Raw genomic sequence first — 16411 nt, 5'->3', positions numbered from 1 at the left:
ATCAGGATTCGAGCTCTGGCTCGACGTCGGTGCGCTGCTCCTCGTGGAGCGCGGCGTAGAGCCCGCCGCCGGCCATGAGCTCTGCGTGGCTGCCACGCTCGACGATGCGGCCCTCGTCGAGGACGCAGATCACGTCGGCGTCCTTCACCGTCGAGAGGCGGTGCGCGATGGCGAGCACCGTGCGCCCCCGCGATGCGGCGTCCAGCGCACGCTGCACGAATCGCTCCGACCGTGTGTCCAGAGCGCTGGTCGCCTCGTCGAGGACCAGGACGGCCGGGTCCTTGAGGAGAACTCGAGCGATGGCGACGCGCTGCTTCTCACCGCCGGAGAGCCGATACCCGCGCTCCCCCACCAGCGTCTCGTACCCGTCGGGGAACTTCGAGATGGTCTCGTGGATGTTGGCCTGCCGGCACGCATCCTCGATCTCCGCCTGCGTCGCCTCGGGCTTCGCGAAGCGCAGATTCTCTGCGATCGACGCATGGAACAGGTAGCTCTCCTGGCTCACGATGCCCGTGTTGGCCATGAGCGCGTCGTGGTCGAGGTCCCGCACGTCGGTGCCGGCGAACCTCACGGCTCCGGATGACGCCTCGTAGAGCCGCGGAACCAGGTAGCCGATGGTGGTCTTCCCGGCACCGCTCGGCCCGACGAACGCGACGAACTCACCGGGACAGACCGTGAACGAGACATCGTCGAGCGTGGGGGCCGCGTCGGTCTCCGCGTCCGGGTAGCTGAACGACACGTGATCGAACGTCACCTCGCCGAGCCTCGACTCGTCGAGGGGCGTCGGCGACGGTGACGGCGTGATGGCGGGAGCCAGGTCGAGGTACTCGAAGATGCGGGCGAAGAGCGCCTTCGACGTCTGCACCTCGAGCCCGATGCGCATGAGTCCGATGAGCGGCATCGTGAGTCTCGTCTGCACCGTCGTGAAGGCGACGATCGCCCCGGCCGTGAGATCGACGCCACCCGTGATGAGGTACGCGGCGACGATGTAGACGGCCGCGGGAACGAGCGAGAACACGATCGACACGAACGCGAAGAAGCTCTGGCCACTCATGGTCTGCTTGACCTGGAGGCCGATCTGCTTGAGGTTCTCAGCGCGATACCGCTGACCCTCGGCCTCCTCGCGGCCGAACGACTTCGCGAGCAGGATGCCGGAGACGCTCAGCGACTCCTGCGTGATGGCCGTCATCTCGGAGAGCGACTCCTGCGTCTTCGTCGCGATCCGGGCACGCACCTGGCCGACCCGACGCTGCGCCCAGACGAGCGCTGGCATGAGCACGAAGGCGATGATCGTGAGCTGCCACGAGAGCAGCGCCATCGCGACGACGGCTGCGAGGACGGTGACGATGTTCCCGACGACGCTCGTGATCATCGACTGCAGCGTGGATGCGACGCCGCCGACGTCGTTCTGCAGGCGGGACTGGATGACGCCGGTCTTCGTGCGCGTGAAGAACGCGAGCTCCATGCGCTGGAGGTGCTCGAAGAGGCGCACGCGGAGGTCGCCCATGACCGAGTTGCCGACGCTGGCCGTGAAGTACGTCTGCACGACCCCGAGCGCGCTCGAGGCGACCCACAGCAGCGCCATGAGCCCGACGATCTTCCACAGCTCGCCGATGTTCGGCCCAGCTCCATCGGGCGGGAAGAGGCCGACATCGAACGCCTGCTCGGTGAGCAGCGGAGGCAGCACCGAGATGGCGGCGGTGACGAGCACCAGTGCCAGCGCGATGGCGATCTTCCGCCGGTACGGCGAGAACAGTCGGATGACCCGCTGCCATAGGTCGTCGATCTGTGGGGCCTGCTCGTTCGCCGCGCGGAGCACGGACTCATCGCGCACGCGGCCTCCGGCAGGGGGCCCGCCTCCAGCGCCTCGCATCGTCATGGCGTCAGCGTAGGCGCATCCGCCGACACTGAGGCGAGAGCCGAGGCCTGCTCAGCGGAGACGACTCGAAACTAGACGGCGCGGTCCGAGAAACCGGCGGTGCGCGCCTGCTCCACGATCCGCGGCAGCACTGCGAGGAGGGCGTCGATGTCCGCAGCTGACGTCGAGGCGCCCAGCGTGAAGCGGAGCGCGCTGAGCGCCGCACGCTCGTCGAGGCCCATGCCGAGCAGCACGTGAGAGGGCTCCGCGATGCCGGCCTGGCAGGCCGAGCCCGTCGAGACGGAGAACCCTGCCATGTCGAGCAGGAACAGCAGCGAGTCGCCCTGGCAGCCGTCGAAGGTGACGTGGACGTTCCCGGGCACCCGCGCCCTGACCTCCACGCCGCGATCGACGAGCGCGCCGTCCAGCGGTGCCCCTCGAAGCTGCGCGCCCGGAATGCGGTCGAGGCCCTCCGAGAGCCGCAGCGCGAGGCCGTCGAGGCGCGCCCCCTCCGCAGCCATACGCGTCATCGCGGCATCGGTGGCCGCCGCGAAGGCGAGCGCCGCCGGTACGTCCTGCGTGCCCGAGCGCACACCCCGCTGCTGCCCTCCCCCGTGGATCAGCGCCTCGACCGTGTGGGCGCGCGCGAGGGCGAGGGCCCCCATCGCGACGGGTCCGCCGATCTTGTGCGCGGAGACGCTGAGCGCCGCGACGCCGAGATCGCGGAGGGAAACGGGAATGTGCCCGAACGCCGCGACGGCGTCGACGTGCACGGGAATCCCCTGCTCGTTCGCGAGCTCGGCGAGCGCACGCACGGGCTGCACGGATCCCACCTCGTTGTTCGCGAGGATGACCGTGACCAGGGCGATCTCGTCGGCGTGCTCGCGCATCCGTGCTGCCGCGACCTCGAGATCGACGAGGCCTGCTGCATCGACAGGCAGCCAGTCGATGACCGCTCCCTCGTGCGCGGCGAGCCATTCGAGCGCATCCACCGTCGCATGGTGCTCACCTCGAGGCGCCAGGATGCGCGTTCGGGTCGGCCGCTGCCGCAGCCGCGACCAGTAGAGGCCCTTGACGCCGAGGTTGATGGCCTCGGTGCCGCCAGAGGTGAACACGACCTCGATGGGGTCCGCGCCGAGCGCGGCTGCGACGCGCTCTCGCGCCCCCTCGAGCATCCGCTTCGCTGCCTGCCCGTGGCCGTGAATCGACGACGGATTCCCCGTCAGCTCGAGTCCCGCGAGCAGCGCAGCCCTCGCCTCCGGCACCATCGGCGTCGTCGCGGCGTGGTCGAGGTAAACGGCCATTTCGCTCCTCGCCTCACTCTCGACATAGACTTGCGCGATCTGTGCGCACCAGGACGCATGCATGTGACCAGGAAGCCGCCGGACGGCGCCCGGCCGCTCGATTCGAACAGTTTAGGCCTCATGCCCGATTCCCAGACCCGCTCAGACCTCGGCGTGACCCACCGCCAGGGAATCGCGCGCCTCCGCGTGTTCTCGATGCACGCGACCTCGATGACGCTGTGCCTCGTGGCCGCCGACGGCACGGTCACGCGGACCATCGAGATGGCCAGCATGCCAGGCGGCGTCTGGCAGGCAGAATGCGCCGAGCTCGTGAACGGGCAGCGGTACGCCGTGCGCGCCGACGGGCCGTCGAGCGGAACGAACGCCTTCGACAGGCATCGGCTGCTCGTCGAGCCGTACGCCAGGCAGGTCGCGAACGTCGGCAGCCCGGCCGTCCCGGTCTGGACCGCCCAGGTCGTCGAGTCCGAGCCCTTCGACTGGGGTCAGGTGCGAGCACCGCTCCTCCCCCTCCGCGACGTCGTCGTCTACGAAGCGCACGTCAAGGGATTCACGCAGCTCGCCCCGCACATGCCGGAAGACCTGCGTGGCAGCTACGCCGGCCTCGCGCACGAGGACACGATCGCCTACCTCCAATCGGTCGGCGTCACGGCGGTGGAGCTGCTTCCCGTGCACGCGTTCGCGTCCGAGTCGTTCCTGCGGCGCCAGGGCATGGCGAACTACTGGGGCTACAACACGCTCGGATTCTTCGCCCCGCATGCCGACTACGCCTCCCCCGCCGCCCGTGCGGCTGGCCCGCACGCGATCGCGCGCGAGTTCAAGGGCATGGTCAAGCACCTGCACGCAGCCGGCATCGAGGTGTACCTCGACGTCGTCTACAACCATACCTCCGAGGGTGGGCGCGGCGACGAGACGTCCATGTTCCGCGGCCTCGACAACGCCACGTACTACCGGCACGACATGCACGGCAACCCGGTCGACCAGACCGGCTGCGGCAACTCGCTCGACACGTCGGAGGCGATCGTCCGCGAGCTCATCCTCGACTCACTCAGGTACTGGGTGGAGGAGTTCCGCATCGACGGCTTCCGCTTCGACCTGGCGGCGACGCTCGGCCGGAATGCGCACCATGCCTTCGAGACGCATCACCCCCTGCTCGAGGCGATCGTCCGCGACGACCGCCTGGCCGACACGAAGCTCATCGCGGAGCCGTGGGACGTCGGCATGGGCGGCTGGCAGACGGGCAATTTCCCGGAGGACTGGTCGGAGTGGAACGACAGCTTCCGCGACCACGCACGTTCGTTCTGGGTCAGGGACATCGCCGAGGCGCGCAGCTCCGGCGTGCATCCCGAGGGTGCTGGCGCGTTCAGCACCTCGCTCGCCGGCTCGTCCGACATGTTCAGCGACGACCGCGGGCCCCTGGCCTCCGTCAACTTCGTGACGGCCCACGACGGCTTCACGCTTCGCGATCTCGTCTCCTACAACGTCAAGCACAACCTGCAGAACGCCGAGCTCGGCCGCGACGGGACCGGCGACAACCGCTCCTGGAACTTCGGCGTCGAGGGGCCAAGCGACCGCGACGACATCGAAGCGCTGCGCAGGCGCTCCATGCGCAACCTCCTCGGCACTCTGCTCCTGAGCGCAGGTGTGCCCATGCTGACGGCCGGCGATGAGGTCGCGCGCTCGCAGAAGGGCAACAACAATCCGTACAACCAGGATTCGCCCCTCACCTGGTTCTCCTGGGAGCTGAGCGAGGTCCAGCTCGCCCAGCTCGCGCACACGCGCAGGCTCATCGAGCTGCGTGCGCAGCACCAGGTGCTGCGTCCGAGCAGCTTCAACCACGGGCACGCGCTCAGCGAGCACGGCACCAGGCGCCGGTGGTTCGACGCGCTCGGCAACCCCATGGGCGACGGCTCCTGGCAGGGGCCGGGCGGGCGAACCCTGCAGGTGCTGCTGGACGCCTACATCCCGGAAGCCGATGCCGACTTCACGGGCGACGCCGAGCTCGTCGACGGGGTGCGGATGCTCACCGACCGGCTCCTGCTCGTCGTGCACGGCAGCGAGGACGACGCGGCGCTCCGCGCGCCAGCCGTCGACGAGATCACCGGGTACCGGCTCCTCTGGGACTCGACGCACGAGCACCCGGACGAGGCGCTCAGCGCCAGTCGCGTGCTCATCCCAGGTCAGCTCACCGGTCTCGAGGGACCCTCCGTGCAGGTCTACGCCGTGGACGTCGAGCCGGGACACCACCACATCTAGCGCACGGCGTGGGGGTCGTTCGCATTCCGTGACACGCGAACAGCCCCGATGCGGGTGGGTGTTGGTAGCGTTCGGATGTGGCAACGACACCAGCGTCAGACGACCAGATTCCACCGAGCCGCCCACGTCGGGCAGCCGCGAAGCGAGCGAGCACCTCGCCGAAGCCTGCCCCAGCGGCGCAGGACGCGCCAGTGAGCGCAGCGGCAGCACCCGAGCCCTCCTCGGCCAAGGCGCCAAGGGCGCGCAAGCCGAAGGCTCCAGCGGCGATGCCGGCCGCAGCCGCGGCCGTCGCGACGGCGCTCCCGCCGACCGGCGACGCCTTCCCGGGCTCCGGCTACGTCCCGGTGATCGGCCGCATCCCCATCCTCGACCTGCAGCCGCAGCTCGTCGACAACCTCTTCCCGACGAAGGGGTACGTGGGCGATGTCGTGCCCTTCTCGTGCGTCGCCTTCCGCGAGGGACACGACATCATCGGCGTCGAGCTCGTGCTCACCGAGCCCGGCGCGGAGGCCACGCGCATCCGCATGCAGCCTGGCCCGAAGGGCACCGACTCGTGGCTCGCCGAGGCGCAGGTCACCGCCGCCGGCACCCACGAGTGGTGGGTCGAAGCCTGGAACGACGACTTCGCGACCTGGCAGCACAACGCGGAGATCAAGATCCCCGCAGGCATCGATGTCGACGTCATGCTCGAGCTCGGCGCGATGGTCGTCGACCGTGCGGCCACCAATCCTGAGCTCACCGCGCATCAGAGTGCCGTGCTGCGGGACGCGGCGACCGCGTCGCGCTTCACCTCCCGGTCCGCTTCCTTCCGCCTCGCCTCGCTGCTCGCCGAAGACGTGCTCGAGGTCGTCGAGGCGCACCCCGTCCGCTCCCTCGTGACGCGCTCGGCCAAGCGCAGCATCCAGGTCGACCGCGCGCTGGCCGGAAACGCGGCCTGGTACGAGTTCTTCCCCCGCTCGGAGGGCGCCAGGCAGGCGGCGGACGGCAGCTGGACCTCCGGCACGTTCCGCACCGCTGCCGAGCGAGTGCCTGCGGTCGCAGCCATGAACTTCGACGTGCTCTACGTTCCGCCGATCCACCCGATCGGGCACACCAACCGCAAGGGGCCGAACAACTCCCTCACGACGGAGCCTGGAGACCCGGGCTCCCCGTGGGCGATCGGGTCCGCAGAAGGCGGCCACCGCGACATCCACCCCGACCTGGGCACCGTCGAGGACTTCCGGTACTTCGTCAGCGAGGTCGAGAAGAACGGCATGGAGCTCGCCCTCGACCTCGCCCTGCAGGCGACCCCCGACCACCCGTGGGTAGCTGAGCATCCTGATTGGTTCACGCAGCTGCCAGACGGCAGCATCGCCTACGCCGAGAACCCGCCGAAGAAGTACCAGGACATCTACCCGATCAACTTCGACGGCGACCGCAACGGCCTGTACGCGGAGGTCCTCGACACGGTCGAGTACTGGATCGACCTCGGCGTCAAGATCTTCCGCGTCGACAACCCGCACACGAAGCCCCTGCAGTTCTGGGAGTGGCTGATCCACGAGGTCAACGCCAAGCACCCCGAGGTCATCTTCCTCGCCGAGGCGTTCACCCGACCCGCCATCATGCACGCGCTCGCGAAGGCCGGCTTCCAGCAGTCGTATACCTACTTCACCTGGCGCAACACGAAGACGGAGCTCGAGGAGTACCTCACCGAGGTATCGAAGGAGTCCAGCGACTTCCTTCGCCCGAACTTCTTCGTCAACACGCCCGACATCCTCACCGAGTACCTCCAGAAGGGCGGGCGCAACGCCGCGAAGATCCGAGCGATCGTCGCCGCCACCTCCTCCCCGCTGTGGGGGGTCTATGCCGGATTCGAGCTCGCCGAGAACGTGGCCCGCCCCGGCTCGGAAGAGAACATCGACAACGAGAAGTACGAGTTCAAGCAGCGCGACTGGGCGGCCCAGGAAGCGAGCGGCTACTCCCTCGCTCCGCTGCTGACGAAGCTCAACGAGCTGCGCCGCGCCAACCCGGCGCTCCAGCAGCTGCGCAACTTCGAGGTGCAGTTCAGCGACAACGAGAACGTGCTCGTCTTCTCCAAGCACCTGCCCGCCGAGTACGCCGCCGACGGCGTCTCCAACACGGTGATCGTCGCGGTGAACCTCAACCACTCCGGTATCGAGGAGGCGACCGTCTACATCGACCAGACGAAGTTCGGGTTCGCGTCCGACACGGAGTTCGGGGTGGAAGACCTCCTCAGCGGGCACGAATGGGTCTGGGGCGGCGCGAACTACGTGCGCCTCGACCCATCCACCCTCCCCGCGCACATCCTGCGCGTCAGGCACTCGGCACTCTGACCCGTCGTCCGGTCGCGCCAGGCGGCGCGACCGGACGATCTCGAGAACGGAAACACCATGACCGACGAACTCAAGCCCGCCGCTCCCGCACCGATCGGCGTTCCCGAGGGTGAGCTGCGCTCGGTCGCCGAGGGCACGCACTCCGGCCCCCACGCGATCCTCGGGCAGCACCTGCAGGAAGACGGCCGCACGCTCATCCGAGCGCGTCGCCCCCTCGCGGAGCGCGTCACCGCGATCCTCGAGTCCAGCGGCGAGCGGGTCGAGCTGCAGCATCTCGCCCACGGTATCTGGCAGGGCGTGCACGAGCACGGCCTCGACGACTACCGCATCGAGACGGTCTACAGCGACGGCGTTCCGCACATCGTCGACGACCCCTACCGCTTCCTCCCAGTCGTGGGCGAGGTCGACCAGTTCCTCTTCGGCGAGGGGCGCCACGAGCGCCTCTGGCATGTCTTCGGCGCCCACCACCGCGAGCACTGGGGCACCCACTCCGCCGTCTGGGGCACCTCGTTCGTCGTCTGGGCACCCCACGCCCAGGCCGTGCGCGTCATCGGCTCGTTCAACGGCTGGGATGGCCGGGCGCACGCCCTGCGCCGCCTCGACGCACTCGGCATCTGGGAGCTCTTCGTGCCAGGCGTCACGCCGCACGAGACCTACAAGTTCCAGATCCGCACCGCCTCCGGCGACTGGGTCGAGAAGGCAGACCCCCTGGCGCTGCACGCGGAGCAGCCGCCGCAGACCGCGTCGGTCATCGCGAACCCCAGCACGTACGAGTGGGGCGACGGCGACTGGATGACGTCCCGGGCGCAGAAGGACCCGCACACGGGCCCCATGACCACCTACGAGCTCCACGCCATGTCCTGGCGTCCCGGACTCGGCTACCGCGAGCTGGCCGACCAGCTCGTCGAGTACCTCGACGGCCTCGAGTTCACCCACGTGGAGTTCATGCCGCTCTCGGAGCACCCCTTCGGCGGCTCGTGGGGCTACCAGGTCACCGGCTACTACGCGCCGACCTCCCGCCTCGGCTCGCCCGACGACCTGCGCTACCTCATCGACCGGCTCCACCAGGCCGGCTACGGCGTCATCATGGACTGGGTGCCCGGCCACTTCCCGAAGGACAGCTTCGGCCTCGCCGAGTTCGACGGCCAGGCGCTCTACGAGCACGCCGACCCTCGGCTCGGCGAGCAGCTCGACTGGGGCACGAAGGTCTTCAACTTCGGTGACTCCCAGGTGCGCAACTTCCTCGTCGCCAACGCGCTGTACTGGCTCGAGGAGTTCCACATCGACGGGCTGCGCGTCGACGCCGTCGCCTCCATCCTCTACCTCGACTACTCGCGCGAGGAGTGGGTGCCGAACATCCACGGCGGGCGCGAGAATCTCGAGGCCATCGCCTTCCTGCAGGAGGTCAACGCGACGGCCTACAAGCTCTACCCCGGTATCGCCATGATCGCCGAGGAGTCGACGAGCTGGGCTGGCGTCACGAAGCCGACCGAATGGGGCGGCCTCGGCTTCGGCCTCAAATGGAACATGGGCTGGATGAACGACAGCCTCAGGTACGTCGAGCGCGACCCCATCTACCGCTCCCACCACCAGGGAGACCTGACGTTCTCGTTCGTGTACGCGTGGAGCGAGCGGTTCCTGCTTCCCATCAGCCACGACGAGGTCGTCCACGGCAAGGGGTCTCTGTACTCGAAGATGCCAGGCGACGAGTGGCAGAAGCTCGCCGGCACGCGCCTCTTCCTGGCGTACCAGTGGGGCCACCCGGGCAAGCAGCTGCTCTTCATGGGGCAGGAGTTCGCGCAGCAGACCGAGTGGAGCGAGTCTCGCGGCCTCGACTGGTGGGAGCTCGACAACCCCGGCCACGCGGGCGTCCAGCGTCTCGTCGGAGACCTCAACCGTCTCGCGAAGCACGAGGGCGCGCTCTGGGAGCTCGACGACGACTCGTCCGGCATGGTGTGGCTCAGCGGCGACGACGCAGCGAACAGCGTCCTCGCATTCGCGCGCCGTGGTTTCGACGGCACTCCGGACGTCGCGATGATCTTCAACTTCTCGAACCAGGCCATCGGCGGCTACCGCCTCGGCCTGCCACACGCCGGACGCTGGTCGGAGGTGCTCAACACCGACGCGGAGACGTACGCGGGTTCGGGGGCCGGCAACTACGGTTCCGTCACGACCGAGGACGTCGCGTCCCACGGTTTCGCGCAGTCGGCGGCCATCACCCTCCCGCCGCTCGCGGCAGTCTGGCTCAAGTTCGAGGGCTAGGAGACCCGCAGGCTCAACGGAGCGAGGCCCGGATGCGATCTGATCGCATCCGGGCCTCGCTCTGCTCGCCAGCTCAGGTCAGAACAGCAGGTTCGTGAGCCGTGCCCGTGCAGCCCCCACGCGGGGGTCTGCCACGCCCACGACGAGGAACAGATCGAGGAGGCGTTCGCGCACCGTCGTCTTGCCCTCGGCGTCGAGCTTCGGGAACAGCGTCAGCAGGCGGTCGAACGCGTCATCGATATGCCCGCCCGACAGGTCGAGGTCCGCGACGTCGAGCTGCGCATCGAGGTCGTCCGCGTTGGCGGCGCCTCGCTGCCGGATCTCCTCGAGCGTCTTGCCCTGAAGCCGGACGAGGAGCTGCACCTGGGCGAGGCCGGCGCGAGCCTCGTCGTCGGCGGGGCGCTCGGCGAGGGCGCGCTCGTAGGCGTCGATGGCTGCGGGATAGTCTCCGCGCTCGAGCGCCTCGAAGGCTTCAGCGTGCAGCGGCGGGAGCGGCGGTGCGGCAGGCTCAGCCTGGGCCTCCGCCTCGGCCTCAGGTGCCGCATCCACCGCGACGTGGCCCGTGAGCCCCTGCTGGGCAGCGACCTGGAGGATCTCGCCGACGATCTGCGTGATCTGCTCCTGGGGCGGGTTGCCGGAGAAGAGCTGCAGCGGCCGACCGCCGATGATGGCGATGACCTGCGGCTGCTGCCCGAGCTGCGGATGCGCATCCAGGTCGACCCGCACGAGCACGATGCGTCCTTCAGCGCTGCGGACGATGTTCGCGAGCACGGGCGAGAGGGCCTGCGCATCGCTCGACCAGGCGGCGTGCATCTCGACGATGACGGGCAGGAACTGCGAGAGCTGCATGAACTGCTCGAGCGTCTGCTCGTCGGCATCGACCACGACGTCCGGCAGCGTCGCAACCGGCTCTCCGGCTGCTGGCTGCGTGGGCTGTCCTGGAGCGCCGGCTGCCGGAGCGCCGGGCTCCTGACCTGCCGGCGTGTTCGCGCGCTGGACGAGCGAGGAGAGATCGACGGCTCCGTAGAGACTCGCTGGGTTGAGTGGAGGGGTTTCAGCCATAGGTAACCTCGTTGGCGTTGAGCTGGCGTGCGCCGGTCATGGTGTTGGCGTAGCCGAGCAGTTGGACTGCGCCGCCTGTCGCTTCAGACGGCACGTAGAACATGAGCTGGTTGGTGTAGAGCGTCTCGAACCCGAGTGACGAGGAGCTGGCACCGGCAAGAGCGGCGGTGCGGCCCTGAACGCTCAGCGTCGCGAGCTGCGTGCGTGCGCTCAGCTTCTCGACCTCCTCGATGGAGACCGCGATGATCGCGCCCCCGTCGAGCGTCTGCACGCCGAAGGGCGGATCGTCGCTCGCCCGCGTCTGGAATTCGATCCGCGCCGCGTTCGCGTCGATCTCGCCCGAGACCGTCGCCCTGGCATCGGCGATCTGGGTGCGCAGGGAATCTCCCTCGGGAGAGAAGAGCGCGGCGAACTGCGAGCCGTCGCCGTTGCTGATGACGTCGGCGTAGGCCGCGGCGAGTTCCTCAGGAGCGATGACAAGCGGCTGTGCGAGGCCGTCGATACCGGGGGCTCCGATCTCGACGGGGGCCGCCTCGGGCAGGGTCACGTCGGGGGTGAGCTGCACGATGGATGCCACCTTGTAGGCGTCGCGGGCCGTCGACTGCGTGAGCATCATGCCGAACGGTGCCGTTGGCGTCTCTCCGCCGGCTTCCCGGACCACGAAGATCGACTTCGGCCAGGCCTCGGAGGCCTGCGGCACGGCGTAGACGATCTCGCCGGTCGGGAAGGCCACGGGGCCGGGCAGCGCGTTGTCGGCGGCTTTCGCCTTGTACTCGGCTGCGCGCTCCTGGTAGGCGGCCTGGGTGAATCGCGGCGCCAGCCCATCCGGCTTGTTGGCGGCATCCGCTTCCTGGGCGAGCTTGGCTGCGTCGTCGAGGATCTCCGTGAGCTGCTGCGCGTTCACGGCGGGCAGTGCCTCGCCCTCGGTGAGGAGCGCCTGGTCAATCGAGGAGGTCGGCGTCGGCGTCGTCGGCGCACTCGTCGACCCGCCGAACTGCTCTGGCCAGAAGTCGGCGGAGCATCCGGAGAGCGCAATCGATCCGACGAGCAGCACTGGGATGAGCCTGAAGAGTCGCTTCGGGGCCTGGCTCCGGTCGCGACCGCGGGGTCGACGCCACTGCTGAGGCTCAGCAGCGGGCACGTCGCCGGATGGTGCGGTCGCGTCAGGGCCGGGCGCTCCGCCAGCGGGAGGCTCCCCGCCACCGGTGGAGTCGTCGTCGTCCGACTTGCCTGAGTCCGCCTTGTCCGTGTCATCGTCCGCTGGAAGCGCTGCCGACTCGGACGGGGAGTCGCCGGCATCCGGAGACGATGCCTCCTCCTGGCCGCTCCAGCTGAACGGGTCGTCGACCGCCGGAGCAACGGGTGCGCCAGGTGCCTGGCTGACTGCTGCTGCCTCGGCGCTCGGGGCCCGGAAGGAAGGGAAGGCGGCAGCCTGGGGCTGCCGGTCCGCCGCGTCGACGGTGGCCGGTGGCGCCCAGCTGGGCTCCTCGACCGGCCTGAAGCTGTCGTGGTCTGCCTCGACGGATCGAGCGTCGCCTTCGGAGAGCCGGACCGATTCGGCCACGACGCTCTGCGACTGCTCGATCGGATCGACCTCGGACGAATCGAGCCCGTCGTCCGCGACCTGCGTTGAGCCTTCGAAGGAGAACGCCGGCGTCGCCGCGGTTCCGCCGTCAGCGGCGGGCACGACGACCGGGATCTCGGAGGCGAGCTCCTCGCGAGCCTGTCGCTGCGGCTTCGAGCGGCGGCGCATGCTCAGCAGCGCCCAGAGCAGCAGGCCGAGGGAGATCAGCAGCAGGACTCCGCCGCCGAGCAGGAGCGGACCGGCCATGGGCGCGCGTCCGTCGAGCGGCCAGGAGATGGAGATCTCGTTGGGCGCGGAGGCCTCCCCGTCCGACTGGACGAGCAGGGCGAAGCCGACGGGAAGCGTCTGCTGCATCTCGAGCTGCCCCTCCCCCTCGTACTCCTGGAACCAGAGGTCGCTGCCGAGGATGTTGGGGGCCGTCGTCTCATCCGCCGAAGCCTCGCCCGGCGTGAAGACGAGAGCTCCGCTCGTGTCGTCGAGGGTGACGATCTCGTGCTGCGTCGTTCCGACCCAGCCTGCGATGTCCGCCTGGCGCCCGATCGCGACGCGAATGGGGCCGTCGCCGCGGATCGTGATGGATTGCGTGCCAGCGTGCTCGATGAGCGTGTCGCTGGGGATGACCAGCAACGGCGACTCCTGGGTCAGCGTGCCCGTCGCGACGACCGTGTCGGCCGCCCGCGCTTCCGTGACCTGCAGCCAGCCGACGACAAGCAGCGCGACACTTCCGAGGAATGCGATCGCGGCTAGGATGAATCTCACTGAGTGACTCCTTCTCGAGTGATTGCGCCGTGCATCGTTTGTGCGCTCGACGTGCTCCTCTCGCGAGGGTGCCGTCGTCTTCCATGAGGTTCATGGAGACTCTCGACCCCTCAATCTAACGCACCGTGCCCGCACTTCCCCTGGAATACGCCGGTTTCGCCCCCGAATTCGGTGAATGCGCCCGCGGTCACGTCCCGAGAAGCTGCGATTTCCGGAGAGATGTCTCCGCCATTCCGAGCCTCATCAGGGCGCTGTTCGGAGCCGCCGTCTAGACTTCAGGACGTGCGCAGGCGGTCGGCGCGCACCTGCACCCTGACTCACGCGGAGGCGTCCTTGGCATTCGACGACATCAACTTCAACACGGCGATGCGCGGTTACAACCGCGAAGAAGTCGACGAGGTCATCAGGTCACTGCGCACGCAGCTCGCCCAGGCCGGCAACCAGGACTCCGGTGCGAGCCGCGAGATCGCGGCGATGAGGACCCGCATCAAGCAGCTCGAGTCCGAGCTCAACGAGGTCGGCAATCCCACCTACTCCGGCCTCGGCACGAAGCTCGCGGGCACGCTCGCGACGGCCGAGCAGCAGGCGCAGAAGCTCACTGCCGAGGCGCAGCGCGAGGCCGACAAGATCCTCAGCGAAGCGCACCGGAACGCGGCCCGCATCCACCAGGAAGCCAACGACTACGCGGAGCGGGTGACACGTGAGGCGGATGTTCGCGCCTCGCGCGTGCTGAGCGATTCCCGCTCGGAGGCCGACAGCCTCCTGGAGAACGCGAAGCAGGAAGCCGATCTCACGCGCACCAACCAGGAGCGCGAGATCGAGACGGTCAAGGACCAGGTCACGACCGAGCTGCGCGAGCTGCGCCACTCGACCGATCTCGAGATCAGCGCGCTGCGCGCGTCGGTCGACGAGGAGCTGGCCACGAAGCGTCAGGCCGTGGAGAACGAGATCGCCGAGTCCGCCGCTCGCCTCGCCGAGCGGCAGCGGGAGATGGAGAAGGCGCGCGCCGACTTCGAGCGCGAAGCCGCGGCTCGCCGCACGCAGATGGAGCACGAGCAGGAGGCGGAGCGCCAGGCAGCGAAGGGCGAGCTCGACGCGCTCCGCGAGGGTTCCGTCCGGGAGATGAACGCGAAGCGCACGGAGCTCGATGTCGAGCTCTCGAAGCGCCGCAACGCGTTCGAGCAGCAGCTCGTGGCCGCTGGCCGCAAGGCGGAGGCAGCAGCGAAGAAGCTCATCGACGACGCGACCGAGCAGCTCGCCGACCTCAACCAGCGCAGCGAGCAGGTTCGGCGCGAAGCGGGAAAGATCATGGCGGATGCGCGTCGCCGCGCGCAGGAGACGCAGGACCAGGCAGAGCGCAAGGCGGCCGACCTGCTCGAGACGAGCAACAAGCAGGCGCGCGAGCGCAACACGGAGGTCGAGCAGCACACGCAGAGCCTGCTCGACAACGCCGAGCAGCGCCTCTCGGAGCTCCGCGAGGAGCGCGACCAGGTGCAGAGCTACCTCGACCAGCTCAAGCGAGCCTTCTCGCGTACCGACTTCAGCCTTCCCGAGGCCGACGAGCAGATCACGAAGCGGCCCGCCGCTGACGACACCGAGGCGGCGGCTTCGGGCACCGACGCAGCCGAGGCGCACGCCTTCGCGCTCTCGAGCGGTGGCTCCCAGCAGGAGCAGGAGACTGCAGCCGACGACGTGAGTGCGACGTCCGAGACATCAAGCGAGCCCGCTGACGAGAGCACCTCGAAGGACGAGCCGGTCCCTGCTCAGGCCGCGGGCCAGGGCGGCGGACAGAACCCGAGCCAGAAGCGCGGAGGTCCGCGCCAGCGGTAGGCCCAGCGTGCGATCTCGACCCCTCCCGCGCGTCTAGACTCGGATCCCGGCCATCGGCCGGGATCCGATCAGGGGGAACACCGCATGCGCATCGAGAATCCGTTCAGGCTGGGCTTCGTCGCGACGGTCGGCGTGCTCGTAGCTCTTGTCCTCGGTGGCATGATCGCCTCGCTGAGCACGATCCTCACCTACATCGGTGCGGCACTGTTCCTGGCGCTCGGCTTCGAGCCGATCATCGCGTTCCTGGAGCGCCACCGCTGGCCCAGGTGGGCGGCGATCATCTCCTCGCTGGGAGGAGCCGCGCTCGCCCTCGGTCTTGTCGTGTGGGCGCTCATCCCGAGCATCTCGAGCCAGGTCGAGCAGCTCTCGGCGCGCTACACGTCGATCGTGAACGACCTCGCGGGCTCGAACGTCATCGAGTGGGTCGACGAGCGCTTCCCGGATCTCCAGGCCCAGGAGTTCGTGACCGACGCGCTCGAGTGGCTGCGCAACAACCTCGCCGCCATCGGCGGTGGCGTGCTCGAAGTCGGCTTCGGCATCGTGAACGCCTTCTTCGGGGTGCTCATCGTCTTCATCCTCATGCTCTACTTCGTCTCGAGCATGAACAGCATCAAGCGCGGCTTCTACCAGCTCCTGCCGGCCTCCCGCCGGGCCCGCACGGCCGAGCTGACCGAGCAGATCACGGCGTCCGTCGGGAAGTTCGTCCTCGGGCAGCTGGCGCTCGGCCTCGCAAACGGGATCCTGTCCTTCACGTTCCTCTCCATCATCGGCGCGTCGATGCCCGCCGTGTTCGCGATCATCGCCTTCCTCGGCTCGCTCATCCCCCTCGTGGGAACGCTGTCGGCGTCGGTCATCATCGTCGTGCTGCAGCTGGCGCTCATGCCCGTCGACAGCAGCGTGTGGTGGATGGCCGCCATCTACTACGTCGTCTACATGCAGGTCGAGGCCTACGTCATCAGCCCTCGCATCATGAGCTCGGCCGTGCAGGTCCCCGGCGCCATCGTCGTCATCGCCGCCCTCACGGGAGGCACGCTCCTCGGGCTCCTCGGCGCTCTCGTCGCGATCCCGATCGCGGCGGCCATCCTCCTCATCGTCAAGGAAGTCTGGATACCGGCGCAGAACGAGCGCTAGCCTCACGGCGGCGCAGGCCGAGCGTTGCACGGCC

9 protein-coding genes are annotated in these 16411 nt (G+C 68.9%); 5 read left to right on the top strand and 4 right to left on the bottom strand.

The annotated features are described in order from the left end of the window. Position 1: 1 nt before the first annotated feature. Positions 2-1879 (bottom strand): ABC transporter ATP-binding protein, encoded by a 1878-nt coding sequence (locus tag ITJ61_RS16225; protein ID WP_194686844.1) that lies wholly within the window; start codon positions 1877-1879, stop codon positions 2-4. Positions 1880-1950: 71 nt separating this feature from the next. Then, positions 1951-3162, bottom strand: a complete 1212-nt coding sequence (locus tag ITJ61_RS16220; RefSeq protein WP_104240700.1) for a cysteine desulfurase family protein — start codon at positions 3160-3162, stop codon at positions 1951-1953. 120 nt (positions 3163-3282) lie between these two features. Between ITJ61_RS16220 and glgX the strand changes: the two genes are divergently transcribed. From glgX to glgB, 3 genes are all read left to right on the top strand, one after another. Further along, the gene (gene glgX / locus ITJ61_RS16215) at positions 3283-5415 is read left to right on the top strand and encodes a glycogen debranching protein GlgX (protein ID WP_194686843.1); all 2133 of its coding nucleotides are present in this window, start codon (positions 3283-3285) and stop codon (positions 5413-5415) included. Between the two features lie 266 nt (positions 5416-5681). Beyond that, positions 5682-7748 (top strand): alpha-1,4-glucan--maltose-1-phosphate maltosyltransferase, encoded by a 2067-nt coding sequence (locus ITJ61_RS16210; RefSeq protein WP_104240784.1) that lies wholly within the window; start codon positions 5682-5684, stop codon positions 7746-7748. A gap of 57 nt (positions 7749-7805) precedes the next feature. Next, positions 7806-10010 (top strand): 1,4-alpha-glucan branching protein GlgB, encoded by a 2205-nt coding sequence (gene glgB / locus ITJ61_RS16205; protein WP_104240698.1) that lies wholly within the window; start codon positions 7806-7808, stop codon positions 10008-10010. Between the two features lie 78 nt (positions 10011-10088). On the opposite strand, the gene ITJ61_RS16200 is transcribed toward glgB, so the two are convergent. Both ITJ61_RS16200 and ITJ61_RS16195 read right to left on the bottom strand, forming a co-directional pair. Next, positions 10089-11072: a tetratricopeptide repeat protein gene (locus ITJ61_RS16200; RefSeq protein ID WP_104240697.1), complete on the bottom strand. Its 984-nt coding sequence runs from the start codon at positions 11070-11072 to the stop codon at positions 10089-10091. Beyond that, the gene (locus ITJ61_RS16195; RefSeq protein WP_194686842.1) at positions 11065-13416 is read right to left on the bottom strand and encodes a hypothetical protein; all 2352 of its coding nucleotides are present in this window, start codon (positions 13414-13416) and stop codon (positions 11065-11067) included. Before ITJ61_RS16195 ends, ITJ61_RS16200 begins: the two co-directional genes overlap by 8 nt. A gap of 333 nt (positions 13417-13749) precedes the next feature. On the opposite strand from ITJ61_RS16195, the gene ITJ61_RS16190 reads away from it, so the two are divergent. Beyond that, positions 13750-15246 (top strand): DivIVA domain-containing protein, encoded by a 1497-nt coding sequence (locus ITJ61_RS16190; RefSeq protein WP_181059445.1) that lies wholly within the window; start codon positions 13750-13752, stop codon positions 15244-15246. An 84-nt stretch (positions 15247-15330) separates the two neighbouring features. Next, positions 15331-16377 carry an AI-2E family transporter gene (locus ITJ61_RS16185; protein WP_104240694.1) on the top strand — a complete coding sequence of 349 codons (1047 nt, stop codon included), beginning with the start codon at positions 15331-15333 and terminating at the stop codon, positions 16375-16377. Positions 16378-16411 lie beyond the last annotated feature (34 nt).

The organism is Pseudoclavibacter sp. VKM Ac-2888, assembly GCF_015351285.1.
GTDB lineage: Bacteria > Actinomycetota > Actinomycetes > Actinomycetales > Microbacteriaceae > Pseudoclavibacter.
Note: the sequence above shows the minus strand (reverse complement) of the source record. Positions and strands in the feature narration are given on the sequence as shown.